We start from the raw sequence: 23,763 nt of genomic DNA on the forward strand, positions 1-23,763 counted from the left end.
TCACGTGTCGTCTTCCGGTGATGCCAGCGAGGTGACCTCGAACGAGGGCGGCTCGCCCTCGGCCCGGCGCGCGGCTTCCGCCTCCCACAGGGCGAATGTCCGCTCCGAGAGCGTTTGGACCAGTGCCCGCTCCTCCGGTCGCAGCGAACGCCCCTCCGTCCGAGCCTGCGCGTACAGGCCGTTGATCGTTTCGTAGAGCGCGAAGATCGGTCCGTCACCGCTGAGGAAGTCGCGACGGGCGAACTCGGTCTCCTGGACGAAGCGTTTCTCGGACACCTGGCTGATGTCCGCACTGTCGGTAGCCCAGATGCACTCGCGGATATGGGCGTTGTTCTCCTCGAACAGCCCGGTGTTCAGGTTGAGGATGGTGCCCATCAGACCGCCGTCCGGCGTGGAGTCCACCCGGTAGGTCTGCGCGTAGTAGGTGAAGAACATCGGGGTCCGGAACGCCATCACGCGCCCTCCTCACCGGTCACGGGCGGCAGCCCTTTCTTCAACGCCTCCGTGAACCGGATCTGGGCCTGCTCGGTCAGCGCCGCGTCGAGCATGGCCTCTTCCGGGGTGAGCCGCTTTCCCCGCCCCTCCTGCTCGCTGAGGGTCTCGAAGTCACGGCGGACCTCGTACAGGGCGTGCTCGTAGTCGGCCACGACGTCCATATGCGTCAGATGCAGCCGTAGCTCCGCGACATGGCCGTTGTCGAGCCGTACGTTCAGCTGGAGGTCGCCGTAGCCGCTCTCCTGCCGTGACGCGAACCGGTCATCGAACTTGACGATCTTGAGCGACGGATCCTCCTGTAGCCGCGCCAATGCCGCGTAGGCGTCGGCGACGGTGTCGAACTGAACCTTGGCGCCGACCAGATCGGTCAGCCGGGACGCGTCGCCCTTGTACTTGCCACGGATCTTCGCGAGCGCCCGGTCGTCGTCCTTCGGCTCCGTCCGGTAACCGGCGTGGCCATCGTTCTCCGCGGCGATCCGGTCGGCGATCGCGTTCAGTTTCGCCTGGTTTTCCGGCCACTTCGCCCGTTCGGTGGCCACCCATTCCTCGTCGTACCCGGTCTCCCGCATCCGGTGTCGTTCGAAGCTGGCGTGGTGCCGCTCCTCCGGCAAGGCGTCGACCACGGTTTCGGTCACTCGCTGGGCGAGTTCGTGCTGTTCCGTGGTCAGCGGCGCCGGTTCCGGGCCGTGGTCGTGGACGTCGGAGATGACGTCGTACCCGCGCTCGTGCACCTGGTGAATGGCCTCGCCGAGGATCGGGATCGCCTCGGGATGCTGCATGAGGCTCGCGATCGTTTTCGGGTTGTTCAGCAGCGAACGCGTCAGGTACTCGTTGCCGGGGTCCTGCAGGATGTGCAGCAGCTCCGGGTGCTCGGCCAGATGCGCGCGGATGTAGTCCGCCGACGCGTGGTCGTGCAGCGCCGCCTCGACCTCCGGACGGTCGAGATAACGCTGTGCCTCCTCCCGCGCGTGCGGGTCGGCGTGCTCCTGACTGCCCGCGTGCTCCTCGTGCGGACGCTCGGACATGCCGTAACCGCCGTGTTCGCGATGTCCGGCCACGTGCTCCGGCGCAGCCGGGACGTGCTCGGCGAACGAGGGCACCGGGCGCCCGTCCGGCCCGATCCGCGACGGCCGGACGTCGACGCCGTGCCCGGCACCGTCCCGCGCGTAGGCGATCCGCGGGTCGACCGGTGCTTCCGGCGGCTTCGCGAAGGCGATGCGGGGATCCACCGGCCGGTCCGGTTTCGGCGTGGCCGGTTCCTGGGCCGCCACCGGCTCCTTCGGCGCCTGCTCGTGCGACGGCTGGGTGTGCTGCGGCTGTTCGTGCGAGGCCGTGGCCGGGGTGTGGTGCACGGCGCCCTCGGGGTGCGGGACACCGACGTGCATCAGCCGGATGTCCCTCGGCGGGCGGGGCAGGTTCATCAGGTCGCCGGACTGCGGGTCGACGAACGCCACCCCGTCGCGGGTGTGCACGACCATCGCGACGTGCCCGCGTTCCACGCCGTTCGCGTCCTCGTACTTCACCGCGACCACCGCGTGGTGGTCCTCCGGCATGTCCCGCATTTCGCGGATCACGGCGTCGTAGTCGGCGCGTTCGCCGAACTTCTGGCCGAAGCGTTCCTCGATGTGGTCGAGGGTGCCGCGGCTGTCCATCTCGCCGAACGGGATCGGGTCCGCCACCGCGTCGCCGCCGTGCAGCCGGTCCCAGTACGCCTCGGGCGTGCGCGTGCAGTTCGACATGTAGCCGTTCTCCAGCGCGCCCGGCTCGTGGAAGCCCGGGTTGACCTCGCCGAGGTGTGGATGCCGCTCCCGGACGTAGGCGGCCCGCTGCTCCGGCGACGCGGTGTCGGCGTGGATCGCCGCCTCGTAGGGCGGATTCGTCGCCCGCGCCATGGTCGAGAAGTCCGGCGGCTCGTGGGTGGTCGCGCCGTCGTGGTCCGGCTGGGGCTCGCCGCCCTGTTCGCCGCTGTGCGGCGTGGAATCCTCGCCGTACCCGGTTTCGTGCGCGTTCCCGTCCAGCCGGTCCGAAATGGACTCCGGGGCGGCGGGCTTCGCGGGTGTCTCCGGTGCCTCGACCGGGCCGCCGAGCTTGTCCATCAGCGCGGACTGCCTGCGCTGGGCGTACTCCGGGGCCTCCTGCGCGAACCGTTCCCGCCGCTCGGCCATCTTCTGCCGCGCGTCCTCCGGCCCGAGGTGACGCGGGTCGCCCGGGGTGACCTCCTCGGCGTGGATGACCCACTTCCGCCTGCCCTCGGGCGTGACCACCAGTTCCTTGCTGTGCACGTGGAGCTGGGTGCCCGGCTTGGACAGCGATTCGCGCTCGCCGGGGTTCTCCGCCAGCGCGGAGATGTCCTTGCCCGTCTTGGACTGGATGTGCAGCTCGACGTCGTCGCCGAACTTCGAGCTGGCGAACTCGTCGGTCTTGATCGACGCGCTGGTGAACGTCGTCTCGACGGTCGTCTCGCCCACCACGTAGTGATCCGCGGTCAGCTTCGCCAGGCGCGCGTCGCCCTGCACGTTGATGCCGCGCACCACCTCGCCGACGTGGTCGGGCAGCTGGTTGAGCCCGTCCACGATCGCGCGCGAATTGTGTTGCGCCAGCTCGAAACCGGGGTGGCCAGGACCGGACCGGTTCGCCTCGTTGACGTGGTAGGCGTACTCGCCGCGGGTGTAGCCGTGCACCGCGATCGCGCCCTCGTCGGACAGGTGCCGCAGCGACTCGTGCGCGTCCCGGCGGCTCAGCGCGTTTTCCACGATCTGGTCGTAGATCCGCGGCGTGCCGACCGCCTCGCGGATGCTGCGGTGATCGGCGTCGGTCGCCCGGTGCTCCGGGTCGAACAGGTAGTCCTCGGTGCGCGGCGGGGCTTCCGGGCCCTGTCCGAGGCGCTCGGCGATGACCGACGACGGCGGCTCCGGCTCGTGCCGTGGTTCCCCGGCCGTCGAGCGTTCCGGCTCGCCGTGCTCGTCCGTCCGGTCGTGAGCCGGCTGTTCGTGGGCCGGTCGTTCCGCCGTGTTGTCCTTTGTGGACGGTCCGGGCTCTTCGGTTGTGGCGCGGTGTTCGGGTGCCGCGTGCGTTTCGGTGGTGTGGTGCGGCGTGGGCGCCTCGCCCCCACCGAGCGGCATGGCCTTGATCCCGGTCGCGTCGTGGGGCAGTTCGGCGAGCCGTCCGCTGCGCGGATCGGCGAACACGACGCCGTGCTCGGTCTTCACCGCCGCGACGATCCGGCTCTCCACGTGGGGATGCGCGGCGGGTGAGTCCGCCGGGGCGTGCGGGTCGCCGGGCACGTGGTGCTCGAACGCCACTGCGGTCCGCGCGCCGACCGGGCGTTCGCCCAGCTCACGCGCGATGCCGCCGAAGTCGTTTTGCTCGCTCCACCGGCCGCCGAGCCGTTCGCTGACGTGCTCGAGGCTCTGCTGGTGCGACATCCCGTCGGTCGACGGCGCGGCCTCGCCTGGCTCGCCGTTCATCCGCCGCTCGTAGGCGACCATCGACTCCGCGGAGTTCGTCCGGTAGCCGTTCTCCAGCGCGTTTTCCGCGTAGTAGTGCCGGGTGTTGACCTCTTCGATGCCGCGGAGGTTGTCGCGTAGCAGGCGGGCTTCCTGCTGGGGTGTCTCGACGGAGTCGTGGTGGATCACCGGCTCGCCGCCCGGCTCCAGCGGCTTCGCCAGCTCCGACCAGCCGCCCTCGGGCTCGTGCTTCGCCGGTTCGCGGCGCGGTTCCGGCTCGGGGTGCCCGCCGGGGAGGTCCTCGTCCCCGCCGCCGAACACCTTGAAGATGTCCTTGATGTTGTTCTTGAAGAGCTCGGGGTGCTCTTCCTCGAACTTCCGCTCCTCGGCCTCCTGCTCGCGCTGGAAGCGTTCCTCGTCGGCGACGTTGCGCTCGCGGCGGTCTTCGATCTGCCGCTGTGCTTCCTCGGTGCCCAGGTGCCGAGGGTCGCCGGGGGCGACCTCCTCCGCGTGCACGACCCACTTCGGCTCGTTGTTGATGCTGCCGTCGGGATTGCGGTGGGTGTACTCGGGGTGGTTCGGGTGCCCTCGGCCCATCTCGACGCCGTGCACGAGCAGCTGCGAGCCGGGCTTCATGACGACTTCGCGTTCGTGCTCCAGCGCCGCGAGCTTCGAGACGTCGCGCCCGGTCTTGGACTCGATGCGCATCTCGACTTCGCCGGCGAACTTGCTGCGCGGGTGCTCGGCGTCGATCTTCGAGGTCGACAGGAACGCCGGTTCGGTGACGACGCGGCCCTCGGCGTAGTTCGCCAGGAACGCCTCCATCCGGCCAGGGTGACCGTTGAAGTTCACCATCCGCGAGACCGTGCCGACGTGCTCGGGCATCTCGTTGAGCCCGGAGGTCACCGCCCGCGCCTGCGGGGTCAGGTCGCCGAGCGCCTCGCCGCCCACGCGCTGGGCGTGCGTCAGCGGGTGCACCATCTCGATGCGCGTGTACGAGTGGACGGCGATCGCGCCCGCGTCGGACATGTGCGGGAAGTTCTTGTCCCGCAGGGCAAGCGCGTCGCGGCGGACCTGCTCGTGCCGCAGTTCGCCGGTCTTGGCGTCGACGTGACCCTGTTCGAGCTGGGTCTCCACGATCCGGTCGAGGTCCGCCGGATCGTGGCTGCGGAACTCCGGATCGTGCAGGTAGCTCTCGTCGACCGGCGGGTGGCCCTCGTCGTGCGGACCGGGGGTGTGCTCCTCGCCGACGGGCTGTTCGTCGTGCGGCGCCGGCGATTCGTGCTCCGGCGTGTGATCCCGCGGTTCCGGTGCCGGGGTGTGCTCCTCCGGTGTCTGCTCGCGCGGTGCGTGCTCTTCCGCCGGAGCCTTGTCGCGTGGCTGTGCCGGTGTTTCGCGCGGCTCTTCCGCCGGGGTGTGCGAGGTCTGCTCCCGCGCCGGGGCGTTTTCGTGCGGTGGCTGCTGTTCCGGTGTGCGCTCGCCCAGCGGGTGCTGTTCGGGTGTCTGCGCGCGCGGCGGCTCGCCGGGGGTGTGCTGCTCGCGTGGCGCGTGCTCCGGTGCCGGGGCGTTTTCGTGCTGCGGTCGCTGTCCCGGCGTGTGCTGCTCGGGGGCGCGTTCGCCCGGCATTTCCTGGCGCGGCGCCTGCTGCCCGTTCGGCTGCTGTTCGGGCACGCGCTCCCGCGGCCGCGGCGGCTCACCCGTCGGCTGTCCCGGCGCGCGTTCGCTCGGCCGCTGGTCCATCGGACGCGGCTGTTCGACCGGACGCGGCTGCTCGTGCGGCGCACGCGGCGGCTGCGGGGTGCCCGGCGGCTGGTGCGTGGGCGCGTGGCCGTGCGGCGGCTGACCCGGGCGCGGCTGTTCGGGCACGAACGGCTGCGGCGGGCGCGGGCCGGGGCCCTGCGGCGGCATGCCCGGCGGACGTCCCTGGTGCGGGCCGAATCGCGGGTCGCCGTTCGACGGGCCCATCGGCGGACGGCCCGGCGGGGGCGGCATCGGCGGACGGCCACCCGGATGCGGACCGGGACCGCCGGGGCCCATCGGGCCGCCGGGGCGCGGCTGCCCGGGGTGACCACCGGGGCCACGGCCGGGCGGGCCGCCCTGTGGGTGTCCGGGAGGGCCGGGCGGGCCCGGTGGCCGCGGCGGACCACCCTGGGGCTGGCCGGGACGTCCCCCGAACTGCTCGGGTCCCCGGCGCGGGTCGCCGGGCGGGAAACCGGGGCCACCACGCGGCGGCATCGGCGGTGGCTGGTTCGGGCGCGGGCCACCGGGCGGTGGTCCGGGCGGCCGCGGTGCGCCCTGCGGCGGCATTCCACCGCCGGGAGGCATTCCTCCGGCGGGCGGCATTCCGCCCGGTTGCGGCCCGAAGTTTCCTGGCGGGGGCGGTGGAGGAGCCTGCGGCGGTGTCGGCGGCTGCCCCTGGCCGGGGAAGCCCTCCGGCTGGCCACCGGTGTACCCGGCGGCGGTGACGTTGTCCTGCGGGCGCCTGCCGGGTTCGGGGGTGTGGCCGCCGGGCGGGAAACCGCCGCTCGGCGGAGGCGCCATGCCGTAGCCACCGGAGGACGAACCGCCCGAGGAACCACCGGACGAGGAGTGCGAGCCACCGCCACCGCCGCCCATGCCGCCGGACATCCCGCCACCGCTCATCGGCGGCGCGGAACCGCCCGCGGGCTGGTTCGCCTGCGGCTGCTGCGTGGCGGGCGCCTGCTGCTGCGCCGGGCCGTCGGTGGTCTGGGCCGCCGCGGAACGCGCGGCCTCCTGCGGCGCGGCCGGGTGCTCGGTCTGCTGGACGTGATCGGAACTGGTCGACGTGCCGGTGTCGGCCGGCCGGTGTGCCGGGGTGTCCCCGCCCTGGTGCGCGGGCGCGGGATCCGACGGCTGCTGTGACGCCGGGGCGCTTGGTGTCTCGGCCTGGCGTGGCGTCTCGGTGGTGTGCTGGGTTTCCGGTGCCTGGCGCGGAGCTTCGGTGTGCTCGGCCGCGCGGCTTTCCGGGGCGTGCTGGGTTTCCGCGGTGTGCTGGGTTTCGGGCGCACGCTGCTGTTCGCCCGTGTGGTGCTGACCCTGTCCACCGTCCTGAGTGGACTGAGCGGGCTGGTGGGACTGCTGCTCGGCCGGACCGTTGTTCTCCGAGGAGTGGCTGGGCGCCTGCTCGTGCGCCCGGCTCTGCTCTCCCGACGGCGTGGCTTCCGAATGCTGCGAGGGCTCGGACGACCGCGAGGACGGCTCCGACTCCGAGGACCGGCTGGACGGCTCCGACTCCGACCGCGAGGAAGATTCCGTCGATCGTGAAGACGGCTCGGAATCCGTTGTCCGCGAAGAGGGTTCCGATTCCGAGGACCGCGACGAGGGCTCCGAACCGGTCCGGTTCGACGAGCCGCCGTCGTCACCGGAGTTGCCCGAGTGCCCGCCGCCGGACGGCTCGGCGTGCGGGACGTTGGCCTCCTTGATGTGGCCGATCTGCTCCTTCGCGCCGCCCGCGGCGCCACCGACGGCGCCGCTGGTGGCACCGTGGAGCAGCTGGTCGGGCGTGAGCTCCCCGAGCTTCCCGGTGACCGCGGCCTGGCCGACCGTCTGCGCGACGCCCTCGACCGCGCCCCGCGCGCCCGCGCGCATGGCGGCGTCGGCGACCTGCCCGCCCGCGCTGTGCGAAAGCCCTTCGGTGGCACCACGGCCGATGGACCCGCTCGCCGCGCCGACGACACCGCCGACCGCGCCGCTGATCGCCGAGTCCTTGGTCTTGTTCCAGTCCCATTCCTTGCGGTCGCCCTTGGCCATCTGCAGGCCCTGGATCCCCGCGTCCATCCCGAGGTTCATCGCCTCGTTCTTCAGGACTTCCTTGCCGATCTTCTTGAGACCCTGCTTGAGGAACTTCTCCAGCAGTTCCTTCGCGAGCTTCTTGAACCCCTGCTGCGCGAGCTTCTGCATCAGCTGGCGGAACAGCATCTGGACGGTCATCCGGGTGGCGATCTGGGCGGGCGCGATCCCCGCCGTCGACCCGCCGAAGGTCACCGCCGCCGACGCGATCATCGCCGCGATCTGCGCGGCGAGGATGATCAGCGAGATGATGATCATGTACTTCGTGTACTCGACGTCCAGCGCCGTCTGGTCACACGAGTCGCCGAGTGCCTTGCACGCCTCGGTCAGGTTCTTGAAGTAGGCCTCGTCGCCCTCGACGAACTTCTTCCACTGCTCGCCGAACGCCTGCGCGCCGTCGCCGCTCCAGTCGTTGAGGACGCCGGAGGCCGCGGTGGTCCCGATCTGGGAGGCCTGCGGGATCGCGTTCGACGCGTTGTGCCAGGCGTCGCGCAGTGCGCGGAGCTTGTCCTCGTCACCCTCGGGCCAGCTCTCCCCGACGACGATGGGCAGCAGCCATTTGACCGCGTCGGGCATCTCCATACCCACGGATTACTGCCCCTTGCCCTTCGTCAGGGTGTCCGCGACGGTCTGGTCGGCCCCCTGCAGTGCCTTCATCGACTGGTCGACGTTGCGGTAGAGCCCGCGCAGTCCCTCGACCAGGTTGCCGAAGCCCTCGACGGCGCCCTGCGCACCCGGCACGTAGTCCTTCGCGAACTCCTTGCCGGAATCGTCGTCACCCCAGCACTCTCCCTGCGCGCTCAGCGCGCTCTGGAGTTCCTTCGCCGCGTCCTCAAGGTTGTCCGCGGCTACTTCGAGCCCCCCGGCCGCGGACTTGACCGCTTCCGGATCGGCGGTGAAACCGCGCCCGTCCGGCATCGGTCACTCCCTCCGCAGCCAGGACGAAGGTGGTTCCTCGTCCTCGTCATCCTGGGTGGGACGCACGCGACGCGGTGTCGGTTTCGGTGCGGGCACAGGTGGTGGCGGCGGAGGCGGCGGCGCGGCCTGGTCGTTGCGCATGATCGACCCGGCGTCGGGGTCTTCGAGGGAGTCCGGGCGCGGCGGCGGGGGCGGCTGTTCCTCCTCGGCGAGGAAGTCAGGGATCTGCGGCATGAGGCCCCGCAGCGAGGGCGCGCCCTCCACGAGGTCGGCGAGATCCGGGAGGCCCTCGGTCAGCGGCGCCATCAGATCCGCGACCTTCTGCTTGACCTGCAATGATCCGTGCCGCACGAGGTTCTGGATGGTGTTCGCCAGCTGCGCCGGGGTGGTCCGCTCGAAGGAGTTCGGCGCGAGTTCGAGCTTGGCGAGGGAACCGGTCGAGTCGATCGTCGCGCGGACGAGCCCGTCCGGGGAGGACACCACCGCGGTCGTCTCGGCGGCCGCGGCCTGCGCGTCCCGCAGTTGTTCCGTCTGCCGTTCGAACTGCTCCAGGAGCGTGTCGACCTGGTCCTTCATCGCGGCGTTGCGCGCTTCGAGGCGGGCACGGTCGTCGCCGGCGGTGGTCACGGTGCCCCCGGGGTGGTTCGAGCTGGATCGGACGCGGCCAACACTAGTGCCCGTCGTCCGGTCGTACCGGCCATATGGGTGAACCGGTGGGCAAGGGTTTGCGCCAGCGAATCAGGCTCGGGCCGCGCGGCGGGTGGCCAGCAGGTATCCGGCGCCGCCGAGCAGGTAGCAGATCGTGGCAGCGACCAGCAGGCCCGGCGAATAGCCGTTGTCCGGGACGAACAACGCGGCCAGTGTCACGGCGATCACCTGGGTGAGGTTGAACAACGTGTCGTAGAGCGCGAACACCCGGCCGCGGGCCTCGTCGGCGACGTCGAGCTGGATCGAGGAGTCGACGCAGAGTTTGAGCACCTGTCCGGCGCCGGTGATCAGGAACGACGCGAGCAACGCGGTCGGCAGCAGCATCGGGAGGCCGAGCGCGGACTGCGCGAGCGCGGCGAGCAGGAGCGCGCCCGGCACGACCCGGAGCCTGCCGAACCGCCGGAGCAGCCACGAGGTCAGCAGGCCGGCGAGGAACAGGCCGGCGCCGCCGAGCGCGACCATCTGGCCGAGGCCGGGCAGGCCGGCGCGGAAGACGCCGTCGTTGGTGAAGTAGTTGCGCATCAGCAGCGTCGTCACCAGCAGGGAGGCGCCGAACGACGCCCGGTGCGCGAACAGGGCGATGAACCCGGCGGTGACGCTCGGCGCGCGCCAGGCGTGGCGGGCACCGTCGGCGAAGCCGCGCGCGACGGCGAGGACCGGGTTGGTCGGCTCGTCGACGGTGTCGGGGCCGAGCACGCCTTTCCGGAACCGGGCGGCGACCGCGGCGGCGGCGAGGGTGCCGAGTATCGCGAACGAGGTGGTCCATGCCGATCCGGCGTTGTCGGGGCCGAACAGCGCGCGCAGCCCGATCGCGCAGCCGCCGCCGATGACCGCGATCACGGAGCCGAGTGTGGTGGCGAAGGCGTTGGCGGTGACGACGCCCGCCGGCGGCACCAGGTGGGGCAGGGCGGCGGACATCCCGGAGCCGATGAACCGGCTCATGCCCTCCGCGGCGAGGGCGAGGGCGAACAGCCCGATTCCGCTCGCGCCGAGTCCGACCGCGAGGGCCGCGGCGAGGATGGCGACGCCGCGCAGGAGGTTCGCGAAGATGAGGACGCGGCGGCGGTCCCAGCGGTCGAGCAGTGCGCCGGCGAAGGGGCCGATCACCGAGTACGGCAGGAGCAGTACGGCGAATCCACCGGCGATGGCCAGCGCGTTCGCGCCGCGTTCGGGGTTGAACAACACGGCGCCCGCGAGCCCGGCGCGGAAGACGCCGTCGCCCCACTGCGCGGCGAAGCGGGTGAACAACAGCCTGCGGAACTCGGGATCGCGAACCAGTCCGCGCGGCCCGGCCGCCCCCGTAACCACCCCAGCGCCGCTCGTCACCCCGGAATCCTAATGGCCCCCCATGACCCACCCATGAACACAACCCAGCCACCACATAGATCACCCCGAAGGCAAGGGACACCAAGCCCAAGGTCAATGACTGGACCACGCTGGGTCAGGACAAACAAACCCGAGGCCACACCGGCACGAAGGCCAGGGCCGCCAGGCCCGAAGCCGAACGCGCCCACGCTGGTTCAGGAACCGACCGCACCGTGGGGGTCCGGGGGGCTCGGCCCCCCGGGTAGACACATATGGAGGCATCACCCGGGAAGGGGCGGCAGCCCCGAACAGGAAGGAGGCCGACGCACCCCATCTCGCCTCTCGGCGGCTATGCGCAGTGTGGCTCCGGCCGAACGGTATTCCACAAAGGCGGTTCTTCAGTGAGCCCGGGGGACACGGAGTGCGCCGACCAGTGTGTCCAACGGGGCAGTTGATGCGTTTGTTCCCGGTGCCGGACGAATTCGTGTGCGCCGGAGTGGGATTATGGGCGAGTGCCTGCGGACGCCGAGGTTGAGCCGGGAACGCTCCTGGTCGCCGCCCCCACGATGCTCGACCCGAACTTCCGGCGGACGGTGGTGTTCGTCATCGATCACCGTGACGAGGGCACGCTCGGGGTGGTGCTGAACCGTCCGAGTGACGTCGCCGTGCACGATGTCCTGCCGAACTGGGGCACGCATGTCGCCGAGCCGCAGGCGGTGTTCGTGGGTGGGCCGGTGGAGAAGAAGACGGCGTTGTGCCTGGCCGCGTTGCGGACCGGGGAGACGGCGGCGAGTGTGCCGGGGGTGATCGCGGTGCGCGGGCCGGTGGCGCTGGTCGATCTGGACACCGATCCGGAGGCGTTGGTGCCGAAGGTGCGCGGGGTGCGGGTGTTCGCCGGGTACGCGGGCTGGGATTCCGGTCAGCTGGCCGGGGAGATCGAGCGTGAGGACTGGGTGATCGTGCCCGCGTTGCCGAGCGACATCCTGGCCTCGCCGCACCGGGATCTGTGGGGTCAGGTGCTCCGGCGTCAGGGTGTCCCGCTCGCGCTGCTGGCCACCCACCCCGGCGACCTGCAACGGAACTGATCTCCGGGTCAGTTCTCGGCGCGCTGGAGCACGCCGCAGCCACCGGCGCCGCAGGCGCAGCCGCTGCATCCGGCCGGGGCGGCCGGCGCGGGTGCGGGGATGGTCGCGGCGGCACGGGTGCCGAGTAGTCCACCGCCGATGACCAGCGCGAACATGCCGATGACCCCCGCGACGGCGGCGGCGAGCAGCCCGGCGGTGGTGGGCATGACGATCGCCGCGACACCGGCGAGCACGCCGATCGCGCCGCCGACCAGGATCGGCAGTCCGGCCACCCGGTTCGCCAGCTTGAACGCCTCTTCACTCCGCATCGACGCACGGGTGCGCACGCCCATGCTGCTTTCTCGCGTCAGCCGTTCGCGGAGGCCGAGGAAGCCGGCCCAGCCGACGACGACACCCAGCAGAATCGGGACGAGCGCTGCAGCGATCACCTCACGAGGATAAGCGTGACGTCCCGGCAACCTGCCGGATACCCTGATCGACTGTGCTACAGGCCATGTCCCAGCGTTTGTCACGTCGTGTGTTGATCACTGCCATGGCCGCCGCCCTGCCGCTCACCCTGATGGGGGTTCCCGCCGCCGAAGCGACTCCGGGTCACCGCCCGGTTCGGCTGATCGGGGAACGGACCGTCCCGCACGCTCTGCCGTTCGGGGGAACGACCGTCGGCGGCCTCTCCTCGATCGACTACGACCCCCGCACCGGCGAGTACGCACTGATCTGCGACGACCGGTCCGCGATCAACCCGGCCCGTTTCTACACCGCGAAGTTCCCGGTCGACGCGCGTGGCGTCGGCGAGGTCGCCATCACCGGCACGCATCCGCTGCTGCGCCCGGACGGCACCTCCTACCCGCCGCTCGCGAAGAACGACCCGAAGGCGCCGCAGAACGAGCAGACCGTCGATCCCGAGGAACTGCGCGTCGACCCGTGGACGGGGCACTACTTCTGGGCGCAGGAGGGCGAGCGGACCGGCACGACGTTGATCGATCCGTCGATCCGCGAGGCCCGCCGCGACGGGAAATACGTCCGTGACCTGCCGATTCCCGCCAACGAGAAGATGACCCCGAAGGCGGGGCCCCGGCAGAACCTCGTCCTCGAAGGACTCACCTTCGCCGCGTTCGGCACGCTGGTCGCCAGTTCCGTCGAGGGCCCGCTGCTGCAGGACGGTCCGGAGGCGACCACGACGCACGGCGCGTTGTCCCGCATTACCGTCCAGTCCCGCTTCGGTCCGGTGCTCGCGCAGTACGCGTACCCGCAGGAGAAGGTCTTCGCCTCGCCGAACCCGCCGAACGGCTTCGCGACCACCGGCGTCTCGTCGCTGCTCGCCGTCGACCAGGCCGATCCGACCCGCTACCTGGTGCTGGAGCGCTCGTTCGTCACCGGCGTCGGCAACAAGGTCCGTATTTTCGAGATCGACACCAAGGGCGCCACCAACGTGCGCGACGTCGCGTCGCTCGCGGACAACAACAAGCAGGTCAAGCCGGTCCGCAAACGTTTGCTGGCCGACCTTTCCGACCTCAAGTTGTCCACAGTGGACAACATCGAGGGGATGACGTGGGGGCCGCGGCTGCCCGGCGGCGAGCGCAGCCTCGTGCTCGTCAGCGACGACAACTTCTCGGCGACCCAGGTGACCCAGTTCATCGCACTGGCGGTCCCGTCGGAACGGCTTTGACCAGCCGGTTACGATGGACATCATGAACACGGCTCGGCTGCTCCTTAGCCTGCCGCGCTGACCAGGCCGAACGGCCGATCAGCGCGGCGACCCCTCATGCCCTCGGGCTGGGGGGTCGAGTTGTTTCTGGAGTGGCTCTACGTGGACAGGCACGGAGGAATGCGGCGATGAACCAGAGCGGGACCGACGCGGCTCCCCAGCACCGCTACAACGCGGAGCTGGCGGGCCAGATCGAACAGCGCTGGCAGGGGTACTGGTCCGACCACGGCACCTACCAGGCGCCGAACCCGGTCGGCCCGCTCGCGGTCGACGGGCAGACGGTGTCCTCGGACAAGCTGTTCCTGCTGGACATGTTCCCGTACCCCTCGGGTGCGGGGCTGCACGTCGGGCACCCGCTGGGCTTCATCAGCACCGACGTCTTCGCGCGCTTCCACCGGATGATCGGCCGGAACGTGCTGCACACGATGGGCTTCGACGCCTTCGGCCTGCCCGCCGAGCAGTACGCGGTGCAGACCGGGCAGCACCCGCGCAAGACCACCGAAGAGAACATCCAGACCTACCTGCGTCAGATCCGGCGCCTGGGGCTGGGCCACGACGAGCGGCGCCGCATCTCCACGATCGACCCCGGGTACTACAAGTGGACGCAGTGGATCTTCCTGCAGATCTTCAACTCCTGGTACGACGAGAAGGCGGGCAGGGCACGTCCGATCGTCGAGCTGGAGACGGAGTACGCGCAGGACAAGCGCCGCACGCCCGACGGCCGTAACTGGTGCGAGCTGACCCGTGCGGAGCAGCGCGAGATCATCGACGAACACCGGCTGGTGTACATCTCCGAGGCGCCGGTGAACTGGTGTCCAGGGCTGGGCACCGTGCTGTCCAACGAGGAGGTCACCGCCGAGGGCCGCAGCGAGCGCGGCAACTTCCCGGTGTTCCGGCGCAACCTGCGTCAGTGGATGATGCGCATCACCGCCTACGCCGACCGCCTGGTCGACGACCTGGAACTGCTGGACTGGCCGGAGAAGGTCAAGTCCATGCAACGCAACTGGATCGGCCGCTCGCACGGCGCCAGGGTCACCTTCACCGCCGGTGAGTCCGCGATCGAGGTCTTCACCACCCGCCCGGACACGCTGTTCGGCGCGACGTACATGGTGCTGGCGCCGGAACACCCGCTGGTCGACAAGCTGACCACCGAGGCGTGGCCCGAGGGCACCGACGAGCGCTGGACCTCCGGTGCGAAAACCCCGGCGGAGGCCATCGCGGCCTACCGGGTGGCGGCGTCGCGGAAGTCCGAACTGGACCGTCAGGAGAACAAGGAGAAGACCGGCGTCTTCACCGGCTCCTACGCGGTGAACCCGGTCAACGGCAAGGAAATCCCGGTGTTCGTCGCCGACTACGTGCTGATGGGCTACGGCACCGGCGCGATCATGGCGGTGCCCGGCCAGGACACCCGCGACTGGGACTTCGCGGAGAAGTTCGGCCTGGACATCGTCCGCACCGTACAGCCGGCCGAAGGCTTCGAGGGCAAGGCGTTCACCGGCGACGGACCGGCGATCAACTCTCGCCAGGAAAACGGGCTCAGCCTGGACGGCATGGGCGTCGACGAGGCCAAGAAGACGACCATCGAGTGGCTGGAGGAGCACGGCCACGGCGAAGGCACCGTGCAGTTCAAGCTGCGCGACTGGCTGTTCTCCCGGCAGCGCTACTGGGGCGAGCCGTTCCCGGTGGTCTACGACGAGGACGGCGGGGTGCACGCGCTGCCCGAGTCGATGCTGCCGATCGAGCTGCCCGAGGTCGCGGACTACTCCCCGGTGACCTTCGACCCGGAGGACCGCGAAAGCCAGCCGTCCTCGCCGCTGGCGCGGGCGACCGAATGGGTCGAGGTCGAGCTGGATCTGGGCGAGGGCCCGAAGACCTACCGCCGCGACATCAACACGATGCCGAACTGGGCGGGTTCCTGCTGGTACCAGCTGCGGTACCTGGACCCGACCAACACCGAGGTGTTCGTCGCGCCGGAGAACGAGGCGTACTGGGTCGGCCCCCGGCCCGCCGAGCACGGCGTGGACGACCCGGGCGGCACGGACCTGTACGTCGGCGGTGTCGAGCACGCGGTGCTGCACCTGCTGTACTCGCGGTTCTGGCACAAGGTCCTGTTCGACCTGGGGCACGTCTCCTCCAAGGAGCCGTACCGCAAGCTGTTCAACCAGGGCTACGTGCAGGCCTTCGCCTACACCGACGCGCGCGGTGTGTACGTCCCGGCCGAGAAGGTCGAGGAGAAGGACGGGAAGTTCTTCTTCGAGGGTGCGGAAGTCACCCAGGAGTACGGCAAGATGGGCAAGAGCCTGAAGAACGTCGTCACGCCCGACGAGATGGCGGCGAACTACGGCGCCGACACGTTCCGGTTCTACGAGATGGCCATGGGGCCGCTGGACGTGTCCCGGCCGTGGGCCACCAAGGACGTCGTGGGTGCGCAGCGGTTCCTGCAGCGGCTGTGGCGCCTGGTCGTCGACGAGAACACCGGGGAGACCAGGGTGTCCGCCGACGCCGCGACGGACGAGGACCGCGCGCAGCTGCACCGGACGATCGCCGGGGTCCGCGAGGACTACCAGGAGATGCGGTTCAACACCGCGGGCGCGAAGCTGATCGAGCTGAACAACCACCTGACCAAGACCTACGGCGCGGCCGAGGCCACGCCGCGCGAGCTGGCCGAGCCGCTGGTGCTGATGCTGGCGCCGCTGGCCCCGCACATCGCCGAGGAGCTGTGGCAGCGCATGGGCCACGCGGATTCGCTGGTGCACGGGCCGTTCCCGGTGGTGGACGAGAAGTACCTGGTGGAGAACACCGTCGAGTACCCGATCCAGGTCAACGGCAAGGTCCGGTCGCGGATCACCGTCCCGGCCGACGCGGCGGGCGAGGACGTCCAGAAGGCGGCGCTGGCCGAGGAGAAGATCGCGGCGCTGGTCGGGGACAGGACCCCGCGCAAGGTGATCGTGGTGCCCGGCCGGCTGGTGAACATCGTCCTGTAGCGCGGTTTTCGGACGTGGCGCTGGTGCCCTGACGCGATGGCGGAAAGGCGCCAGCCCCACGCGGCGTAGCCCGATTCGATGAAGCGGTAAGGAAAACCGCACATCGAAGGAGTACGGGGATGACGCTCGACGGCAAGGTGGCGCTGGTGACCGGCGGCAGTCGCGGCATCGGGGCGGCCACCGCGCTGCGGCTCGCCGGGGAGGGCGCCGACGTGGCGCTGACCTACCACAGCAGTGGCGAGAAGGCGGCCGAGATCGTGGACCGGATCAAGGCGCTCGGCCGCCGGGCGCTGGCGATCGAGGCCGACAGCGCAGACGCGGACGCGGTCACCAGGGCGGTCGACGCCACGGTCGCCGAGTTCGGCAGGCTCGACATCCTGGTCAACAACGCGGGTGTCGGGTTCGTCGGCCCGCTGGAGGCGACCGGCATCGACGACGTGGACCGGGTGCTCGCGGTCAACGTCCGCGGCGTGTTCGCGGCGACCAAGGCGGCCGCCGGCCACCTCGGGGACGGCGGCCGGGTGATCACCATCGGCAGCTGTGTCGCCGAGCGCGTGCCCGGTCCCGGCATGGCGCTGTACGCGCTGAGCAAGACGGCGATGGTCGGCCTGACCAAGGCGCTGGCCCGTGAGCTCGGCCCGCGCGGCGTCACGGTCAACCTGGTCCAGCCCGGGCCGACCGACACCGACATGAACCCGGCCGACGGCCCCTACGCCGCCGACCAGCGTTCCCTGACGGTGTTCGACCGGTACGGCGAGGCCGCGGAGGTCGCGGACACCGTGGCGTACCTCGCGGCGCCGGGCAGCGGGTACGTCACAGCCGCGATCCTCTCGGTCGACGGCGGCCACGCCGCCTAGTTTGGAGAAAGCCCGATCTCCCGCGCCAGATCGGCCAGTGTCGAGTCGAACAGGACGTCCGGCTTCGACACCGGGATCGGGTAGTTGCCGAAGACCTCGAGCGTGACGTGCCCGTAGAGCCGGGCCCAGAACTGGATCATCAGGTACGTCACGCCGAGGTCGAGCTTCTCGGCCGGTAGATCGAGACCCGACTCGGCGAGCACGTCGAGGAGTTCACGCTGGAAGGCGGTCAGGTCGTCGCGGATCTCGGGCGGGATGACGTCGGCGGGCGGGGTCATGATGTCGTGGGTGGCCAGCACCCGGCTGGCGGCGGCGAGGAAGATGCGCCCGAACGGCTCGCCGAAGCGGCGCAGCGCGCTCGCCGATCCGGTGCCGACCCCGCCCGTCGGCGACGCGAACACCAGCGTGAACTCCTTGGTGTGTGTCAGCGCCCAGCGCCGGAAGCCCTTGCAGATCGCGAACAGCTGCAGCGTGCCGTCGTCGGGCAGCTCGGCGATCTCGTCGGACAGCTCCGCGGCGAGGTCCGCGCAGACGTCGAGCCGCAGGTTCTCGACGAGGTCGTCCCGTGATTCGTAGTACCGGTACAACGCCGGCGCGGTGATGCCGAGCTCGCGGGCGATCGCCCGCAACGTGACCGCCTCCGGGCCCTGTTCGACCAGCAGCGTCCGGGCGGTCCGCCGGATGTCCTGCTCGGTCGCTGCCCGCGCGCGACCCCGTCGGGTGGGGTGGCTCATCCAGACATTCTAGGTGGTAAGAGACCTGGCCTGATCACCGAACGCGCCGGTTCCCGGCCGGCAATCGCGGCGGCCACGTCGCCAGCGGCCGTGGCGGGGGAACCCGGGGGCGCCGCCGGTGCCGATCACTCGGGGGGCTACGTGATCGGCACCGGCGACCCGATGCCCTGTCCGGTTTCTCAGGCCGGGCGGGGCAACGTCACCGCTTCACGGCGGCAACGCATCAAGAGAGCGGAGAATGGTCATCGAAGTGACGCCTGAGGGTTTGAGTTCCCCCGATCGAGTGAGCCACTGTCCGCTGCACGACTGATTGTCGCACCGTGCGGCGGATAAGTTACAAAAACCTTCATCTTCCCGTATGCGGTGGTTGCCGCTCAACGGGAATGCCCTTCGTGGCAGAGTTGGGCCCATGTGTGCCGACGTACTGATCGTGGGGCCCGCGAACGTCGACCTGGTGGTTCCGGTGGAGCGCAGGCCGGCCGGCGGCGAGACGGTTCTCGGTGGTGACACCGCCGTTTTCCCCGGTGGCAAGGGGGCGAACACGGCGGTCGCGGCCGGCAGGCTCGGTGCGGACGTCGCCTTGCTCGGCGCGGTCGGCGACGATTCCTACGGCACCTTGCTGCTCGATTCGCTGCGCGCCGCCGGAGTGTCCACCGAGCTGGTCCGGACCACCGATCGGCCGACCGGAATCGCGTACATCACCGTGACGCCGGACGGTGAGAACGCGATTCTCGTATCCCCCGGCGCGAATTCCAGCCTGCGTCCGGAAGACGTCGATACCGTTCTCGACGGCGTCAAGGTGCTGGTCGTGTCCCTCGAACTGCCGGTGCCGACGGTCGAGTACGTGGTGGCGGCCGCCGCGGCGAAGGGCGTCCGGGTGCTGCTCAACCTGTCGCCGGTCGCCGAGGTCTCGCCCGCGACGCTCGCCGCGCTCGACGTCCTGCTGGTCAACGAGCACGAGGCCGCCTGGCTGCTCGACACGGAACCGGGTGCGGACCCGCGGCGGCTGCTCGAATCCGGCCCGCGCGCCGCGGTCGTCACCCTGGGCGCGGCCGGGGTGGTCGTGGTCGAGGGCGACGGTGTCACCGAGGTGTCCTCGCCCAAGGTCGAGCCGGTGGACACCACCGGTGCCGGGGACGCCTTCGCCGGCGCGCTCGCCGCGTCCCTCGCGGCCGGGGCGGGGCTGGTCGACGCGGCGCGGCGGGCGGTCGGGGTGGCCGCGATCAGCGTCACCCGGCACGGCGCCCAGCCCTCCTACCCCACCGCGGCCGAACTGGCGGAATGACCGGTGCGGCCGGGGACGTTGAACCTGGTATGGCCGTGGACTCCTTCGGCTCGGCGTGGTGGCGTGGTCACCTCGCCCAGCGCGCGCGACGTCGTGAAGACCTGATGATCATGCCGCTCGACGAGACACTCGCGGCGCTCGGCAGACAGAGCGAAGCCGACGAGGGCGAGCGGGACGTCGTCCTCGACGCCGTCGTGGGCACCGTCGCCAGGACGGGGGACTTCGACCGTGAGTTCCGGCTCCGCAACCGCGCGCTGCGGGAGCGCTGGGAGGCACTGGCCGCGACCTCGGCCGACCTCCCGCCGGTGCGGCTGGTGCGGATCGGCGAGCTGTACTTCGTCGAAGACGGCCACCACCGCGTGTCGATCTCCCGGGTTCGCGGTGCCGCGACGATCCGGGCGCGGGTGCGGAAGATCTGCACGACCGCGTTCCTGGAGCGGTGCATCACCCTGGCGCACCTGCCGCAGAAGCGGGCCGAGCGGGCGTTCCTGGAGCGCGTCCCGCTCGCCGACGACGTCCGCGCCGGGCTGTGGCTCGACGAGTCCGCCGACTGGTTCCGCCTCGCGGACGCGGCCGAGGCGTGGGGATTCCGGCGTTCGCTGGCGGGGAGACCGGTGCGGAGCAGGGAGGAACTCGCCGAGGCCTGGTGGCACGAGGAGGTGCGTCCGGTACTCGACCGGGTGCGATCGGAACAGTGGCGTATGCCACTCCGCGATATCGCGGCCTATGTGAGCTATGGTCTAGACCATGTCGTCTGAGTCGGATGCCGCCTCCGCGGTAGGAAGTACGTCGGCGGGGTCGAGTGTGTCGGCGGGCCAGCCGCTGACCGGGGTCGCCGTCAGCCCCGGGCGTGCCAGTGGCCCCGTCGTCCGCGTCGCCGAGGCGCTGGGCGAACCCGCCGCGACACCCGCCCCCGCCGATCCGGCCGCCGAGGCCGCGCGGATCGCGCCCGCCGCGCAGGCGGTCGCCGCGCGGCTGGAAAAGCAGGCCGAGAGCGCGAGCGGTGAAGCGGAGACGATCCTGATCACCACCGCCGCGATGGCGGCTGACCCGGCGCTCGCCACCCAGGCCGAACAGCTGGTCAAGACGCAGAACCTGCCCGCCTCCCGCGCCGTCTACCAGGCCGCGGAGAAGTTCGCCGAGGCGCTGGCCGCGGCCGGTGGGTACATGGCCGAGCGCGTCCGCGACATCCGCGACGTCCGTGACCGGCTCGTCGCCGAGCTGCTCGGCATCGACCCGCCGGGCGTGCCCGAGCTGACCTCGCCGAGCGTGCTGGTGGCGCGCGACCTCGCGCCCGCCGACACCGCGGGCCTCGACCCGGCGAAGGTGCTCGCCCTCGTCACCGAGGAGGGCGGTCCGACCAGCCACACCGCCATCCTCGCCCGCGCGCTCGGCATCCCCGCGGTGGTCGCCGTGCGTGGGCTGCTGGCACTCGACGCCGCGGCGCTGGCCGTCGACGGCGACGCCGGGACGGTCGCGCCCGCCGACCCGGCCGCGCCGATCGTGACCGCGACCGCGCTCGGCCCGGTCGAGTGGAACGGCACCGGCGCGACCGCCGACGGTCATCGCGTCAAGGTCTACGGCAACGTCGGCTCGGCGGCCGACGCGCAGGCCGCGGCCGACGCGGGTGCCGAGGGCGTCGGCCTGTTCCGTACCGAGTTCTGCTACCTCGACGCGCCGAGCGAACCGTCCGTCGAGGAGCAGCGGAAGGCCTACACCGCGGTGCTCGCGCCGTTCCGGGGCAAGCCCGTCATCGTCCGGACCCTCGACGCCGGCGCCGACAAGCCACTCGCCTTCCTCTCCCCCGAGGCCGAGCCGAACCCGGCGCTCGGCGTGCGGGGCCTGCGGATCGCGTTCGACCGGCCGGACGTGCTCGACCGGCAGCTCGAAGCCATCGCGAGCGCGGCGCGGGATTCCGGCGCCGAGGTGTCGGTCATGGCGCCGATGGTCGCGACGGCCGAAGAGGCGTCCTGGTTCGCCGATCGGGTGCGCGCGGCGGGGATCGCGCGGGCCGGGGTGATGATCGAGATCCCGGCGGCCGCGCTGACCGCCAGGGAAATCCTCGACGCGGTCGATTTCGTCTCGGTCGGCACCAACGACCTCGCGCAGTACACGTTCGCCGCCGACCGGCAGCTGGGCGCGGTCGCGAAGCTCAACGACCCCTGGCAGCCCGGCCTGCTGCGGTTGCTGCGGTTCATCGGCGACGCGGCGAAGGCGACCGGCAAGCCCGCCGGGGTCTGCGGTGAGGCCGCGGCCGACCCGCGCCTGGCGCTCGTGCTCGCCGGGCTGGGCCTGACCAGCCTGTCGATGAACGCGCCCGCCGTGCGCGCGGTCGGCGCCTCGCTCGCGTCGGTGACCCTCGCCGAGTGCGAGACGATCGCCGCCGCCGCGCTGGCCGCCACCGACCCGGCCGCGGCCAGGGCAGCCGCCGCCCGCTGATCCCGGAGGGGAGCAAGGGACCTTTGCTCCCGCTTGCCCGGACGAGCTGAAGGACGCCTTCGGACCCGCTCGTTTGTGGGCGCGTTCCGTGAGTACGGCGCCGCGTCCGAGGGACGCCCTGGGTGCGTTGGATGCACCAAGGGCGTCCCTCGCTGCGCTGGACGCACCGAAGGCGTCCCTCGGCACGACCCCCGGGCGCAGCCGCGGAACGAGGCCGTCAGGCGGGGCTCAGCCGAAGATGCCCCGGCGCGGGTGCCGCACGATCACCGAACCACCGTGCACCCGCCCGCTGAGCACGAACAGCGGATTCCCCTGTCGGCCGTTCGTGTAGGTCTTGTCCTCCAGCGAGCCGAACTTGGCCTCGCCGATGGCGTTCATGTCCACCGCCGCGCCCTCCGGGATGATGATCTCCACCGAACCCCATTTGGAGTCCAGGTGGATCTGCACCACCGGATGCGGGATGTCCGCCTGGCTGAAGTCGAGCTTCGTGCCCCCGTACTTGTTGCGGACGACCAGCTCGGCGGGCACCAGCCACGGGCCGTTGCGCAGGATCGACCCGTACTTCGACTGCAACACCACCGGCTGACCCGATCGCGAGTACGACGCCGCGGGCGGCGCGTACTGACTCGGCACCGAGGCCAGCGCGGCGGCCGGGTGGACAAGGCCGGCCAGATCGGCGAGCACCGCGTTCAGCTCACCGCGGGTCCGGGCGGCGAGTGCGCGGTCGGTCCGCTCGGTGAACTCGTCCAGGTCGAGCATGCCGCGCCCGATCGCCTTCTGCAGCACCTCGACCACGTGCTCCCGCTCGCTGTCGGACACGCGCAGATCGCGCGGGCCCAACGGCTTCGTCTCGGTCACGGTCTCGGCAGCCTCTTCCTCGCCCATGGTCACGATGGTAAAACCCTGAATGACATGGGAGATCGGGGAAAAACCCTGAACGGACCCGTAATCCGCGCCCGCGCCGCGGTTCTCGCGGCGAGTCTCGTGCTGGCCGGGTGCACCGCCGAGTCGGCGTCACCCGCGCCGGAAGCGTCCGCCACACCCCCGACCGGGCTCGCCGGTCTGGCGGCGACGGGCGGGATCGGGGTCCGGCTCGCGCTGCCGACGTCCCCGCCCGCCGTGTTCGACGCCGACACCGGCGAACTCGCTCCGCTGAAGGGCGTGCCGGGCGGTCAGCGGCGGACCTCACTGCTGCGGGTCGGCGCCACCCTGGTCCTGCTGGACGCGCCACTGTGCTCGGCCAGGTGCGAGCCGTCCGACGTGCACGTCTACCCCGATCTCCTTGGCAGGCCGCGTTCGCTGGGCACGACACGCAGCGCGGCACCCGGCGCCGATCGCGACAGCCTGTGGCTGATCCGCGAGGACGGCCAGGACACCTGCCGCCTCCAGCACGTCGCACTGTCCGGGAAACCGTTCGGGCCGGGAACGACGGCCAGCTGTCACACGGTCGTCCGCCAGGAGACCGCCCAGGGTCTGCTGATCAGGGTCAACGGGGACGGTGCGCAGAGCGAGGACGTGCTGATCGATCCGCAAACCGGCCGGACGCTCCAGCAGTTCCCGCGCATCATGGCGATCGCGGGTGATCGGCTGCTCCTCGGCGGGCTGATCGACTTCACCGTGCTCGACCTGCGCGACCGGTCGCGGCGGCAGCTCGCCCGGCCGGTGCCCAACGGCTCGTCGAACGCGCTGCCCAGCCGCGACGGGCGCCTGGTCGCCGTCGAGTTCGTGGACCCGGCGTGGCGGGGATCGAGCACCCAGACCCGCGACCTGTGGCTGCTCGATCTCGACACGGCGACCTGGCGACACCTCCCGGCGACGCCTTACGCGTCGCCCAGCGGGCTCAAGAAGTCCGGGTTGGACTGGACCGACGCGGGTGATCTGGTGCTCGCCGACGCCGTCGTCGGCGCCTGGCATCCCGGTGAAGCCGCCTGGCGGCTCGGCAGGGCCCGCCCGCCCGCCGAGTTCGGCCAGGGTGTCGTGGCGCTCTGACCG

At 71.2% G+C, this 23,763-nt stretch carries 16 protein-coding genes; 8 read left to right on the top strand and 8 right to left on the bottom strand.

The window, feature by feature from the left end; translation table 11 throughout:
• The 5 genes from ABD987_RS37335 to ABD987_RS37355 all read right to left on the bottom strand — a co-directional run bounded on the left by ABD987_RS37335 (nucleotide 1) and on the right by ABD987_RS37355 (nucleotide 10,703).
• Nucleotides 1-453 (bottom strand): hypothetical protein, encoded by a 453-nt coding sequence (locus ABD987_RS37335; protein WP_345405641.1) that lies wholly within the window; start codon nucleotides 451-453, stop codon nucleotides 1-3.
• Nucleotides 453-8,333 carry a WXG100-like domain-containing protein gene (locus ABD987_RS37340; protein WP_345405644.1) on the bottom strand — a complete coding sequence of 2,627 codons (7,881 nt, stop codon included), beginning with the start codon at nucleotides 8,331-8,333 and terminating at the stop codon, nucleotides 453-455. Before ABD987_RS37340 ends, ABD987_RS37335 begins: the two co-directional genes overlap by 1 nt.
• Before the next feature lie 9 nt (nucleotides 8,334-8,342).
• On the bottom strand, nucleotides 8,343-8,669 hold the full coding sequence (locus tag ABD987_RS37345) for a WXG100 family type VII secretion target (RefSeq protein ID WP_345405647.1): 327 nt from the start codon (nucleotides 8,667-8,669) through the stop codon (nucleotides 8,343-8,345).
• Nucleotides 8,670-8,672: 3 nt separating this feature from the next.
• Nucleotides 8,673-9,296, bottom strand: coding sequence for a YbaB/EbfC family nucleoid-associated protein (locus tag ABD987_RS37350; RefSeq protein WP_345405651.1), 624 nt, complete (start codon nucleotides 9,294-9,296; stop codon nucleotides 8,673-8,675).
• A 111-nt stretch (nucleotides 9,297-9,407) separates the two neighbouring features.
• A complete protein-coding gene (locus ABD987_RS37355) occupies nucleotides 9,408-10,703 on the bottom strand; it encodes an MFS transporter (protein ID WP_378214246.1) in 1,296 nt (431 codons plus the stop codon).
• 491 nt (nucleotides 10,704-11,194) lie between these two features.
• On the opposite strand from ABD987_RS37355, the gene ABD987_RS37360 reads away from it, so the two are divergent.
• Entirely contained in the window at nucleotides 11,195-11,767 is a 573-nt protein-coding gene (locus ABD987_RS37360) for a YqgE/AlgH family protein (RefSeq protein WP_345405654.1), read from the top strand.
• Nucleotides 11,768-11,775: 8 nt separating this feature from the next.
• Here ABD987_RS37360 and ABD987_RS37365 read toward each other — a convergent pair whose 3' ends face one another.
• On the bottom strand, nucleotides 11,776-12,195 hold the full coding sequence (locus ABD987_RS37365; RefSeq protein WP_345405657.1) for an SdpI family protein: 420 nt from the start codon (nucleotides 12,193-12,195) through the stop codon (nucleotides 11,776-11,778).
• Nucleotides 12,196-12,299: 104 nt separating this feature from the next.
• Here ABD987_RS37365 and ABD987_RS37370 point away from each other — a divergent pair, with 104 nt between their 5' ends.
• The 3 genes from ABD987_RS37370 to ABD987_RS37380 all read left to right on the top strand — a co-directional run bounded on the left by ABD987_RS37370 (nucleotide 12,300) and on the right by ABD987_RS37380 (nucleotide 17,313).
• The gene (locus ABD987_RS37370; protein ID WP_345405660.1) at nucleotides 12,300-13,433 is read left to right on the top strand and encodes an esterase-like activity of phytase family protein; all 1,134 of its coding nucleotides are present in this window, start codon (nucleotides 12,300-12,302) and stop codon (nucleotides 13,431-13,433) included.
• A 167-nt stretch (nucleotides 13,434-13,600) separates the two neighbouring features.
• A complete protein-coding gene (leuS, locus tag ABD987_RS37375; RefSeq protein ID WP_345405663.1) occupies nucleotides 13,601-16,456 on the top strand; it encodes a leucine--tRNA ligase in 2,856 nt (951 codons plus the stop codon).
• A 119-nt stretch (nucleotides 16,457-16,575) separates the two neighbouring features.
• Nucleotides 16,576-17,313 (top strand): 3-oxoacyl-ACP reductase family protein, encoded by a 738-nt coding sequence (locus tag ABD987_RS37380; protein ID WP_345405666.1) that lies wholly within the window; start codon nucleotides 16,576-16,578, stop codon nucleotides 17,311-17,313.
• Here the strand turns inward: ABD987_RS37380 and ABD987_RS37385 are convergent.
• Nucleotides 17,310-18,047, bottom strand: a complete 738-nt coding sequence (locus ABD987_RS37385; RefSeq protein ID WP_345405669.1) for a TetR/AcrR family transcriptional regulator — start codon at nucleotides 18,045-18,047, stop codon at nucleotides 17,310-17,312. The genes ABD987_RS37380 and ABD987_RS37385 overlap by 4 nt on opposite strands.
• A gap of 409 nt (nucleotides 18,048-18,456) precedes the next feature.
• Between ABD987_RS37385 and ABD987_RS37390 the strand changes: the two genes are divergently transcribed.
• The 3 genes from ABD987_RS37390 to ptsP are packed head-to-tail and all read left to right on the top strand — an operon-like array spanning nucleotide 18,457 to nucleotide 21,771.
• On the top strand, nucleotides 18,457-19,332 hold the full coding sequence (locus ABD987_RS37390; RefSeq protein WP_345405672.1) for a ribokinase: 876 nt from the start codon (nucleotides 18,457-18,459) through the stop codon (nucleotides 19,330-19,332).
• A 29-nt stretch (nucleotides 19,333-19,361) separates the two neighbouring features.
• Nucleotides 19,362-20,090 (top strand): hypothetical protein, encoded by a 729-nt coding sequence (locus tag ABD987_RS37395; RefSeq protein WP_345405675.1) that lies wholly within the window; start codon nucleotides 19,362-19,364, stop codon nucleotides 20,088-20,090.
• The gene (gene ptsP / locus ABD987_RS37400) at nucleotides 20,080-21,771 is read left to right on the top strand and encodes a phosphoenolpyruvate--protein phosphotransferase (RefSeq protein WP_345405678.1); all 1,692 of its coding nucleotides are present in this window, start codon (nucleotides 20,080-20,082) and stop codon (nucleotides 21,769-21,771) included. The genes ABD987_RS37395 and ptsP overlap by 11 nt, the downstream gene beginning before the upstream one ends.
• Before the next feature lie 228 nt (nucleotides 21,772-21,999).
• Here the strand turns inward: ptsP and ABD987_RS37405 are convergent, their stop codons facing one another.
• Nucleotides 22,000-22,656 (bottom strand): DUF1707 SHOCT-like domain-containing protein, encoded by a 657-nt coding sequence (locus tag ABD987_RS37405; protein WP_345405681.1) that lies wholly within the window; start codon nucleotides 22,654-22,656, stop codon nucleotides 22,000-22,002.
• A gap of 27 nt (nucleotides 22,657-22,683) precedes the next feature.
• Here ABD987_RS37405 and ABD987_RS37410 point away from each other — a divergent pair, with 27 nt between their 5' ends.
• Nucleotides 22,684-23,760, top strand: a complete 1,077-nt coding sequence (locus ABD987_RS37410) for a hypothetical protein (RefSeq protein ID WP_345405684.1) — start codon at nucleotides 22,684-22,686, stop codon at nucleotides 23,758-23,760.
• The last annotated feature ends 3 nt before the right edge of the window (nucleotides 23,761-23,763 follow it).

It is taken from the genome of Amycolatopsis samaneae (assembly GCF_039541975.1).
Taxonomy (GTDB): domain Bacteria; phylum Actinomycetota; class Actinomycetes; order Mycobacteriales; family Pseudonocardiaceae; genus Amycolatopsis; species Amycolatopsis samaneae.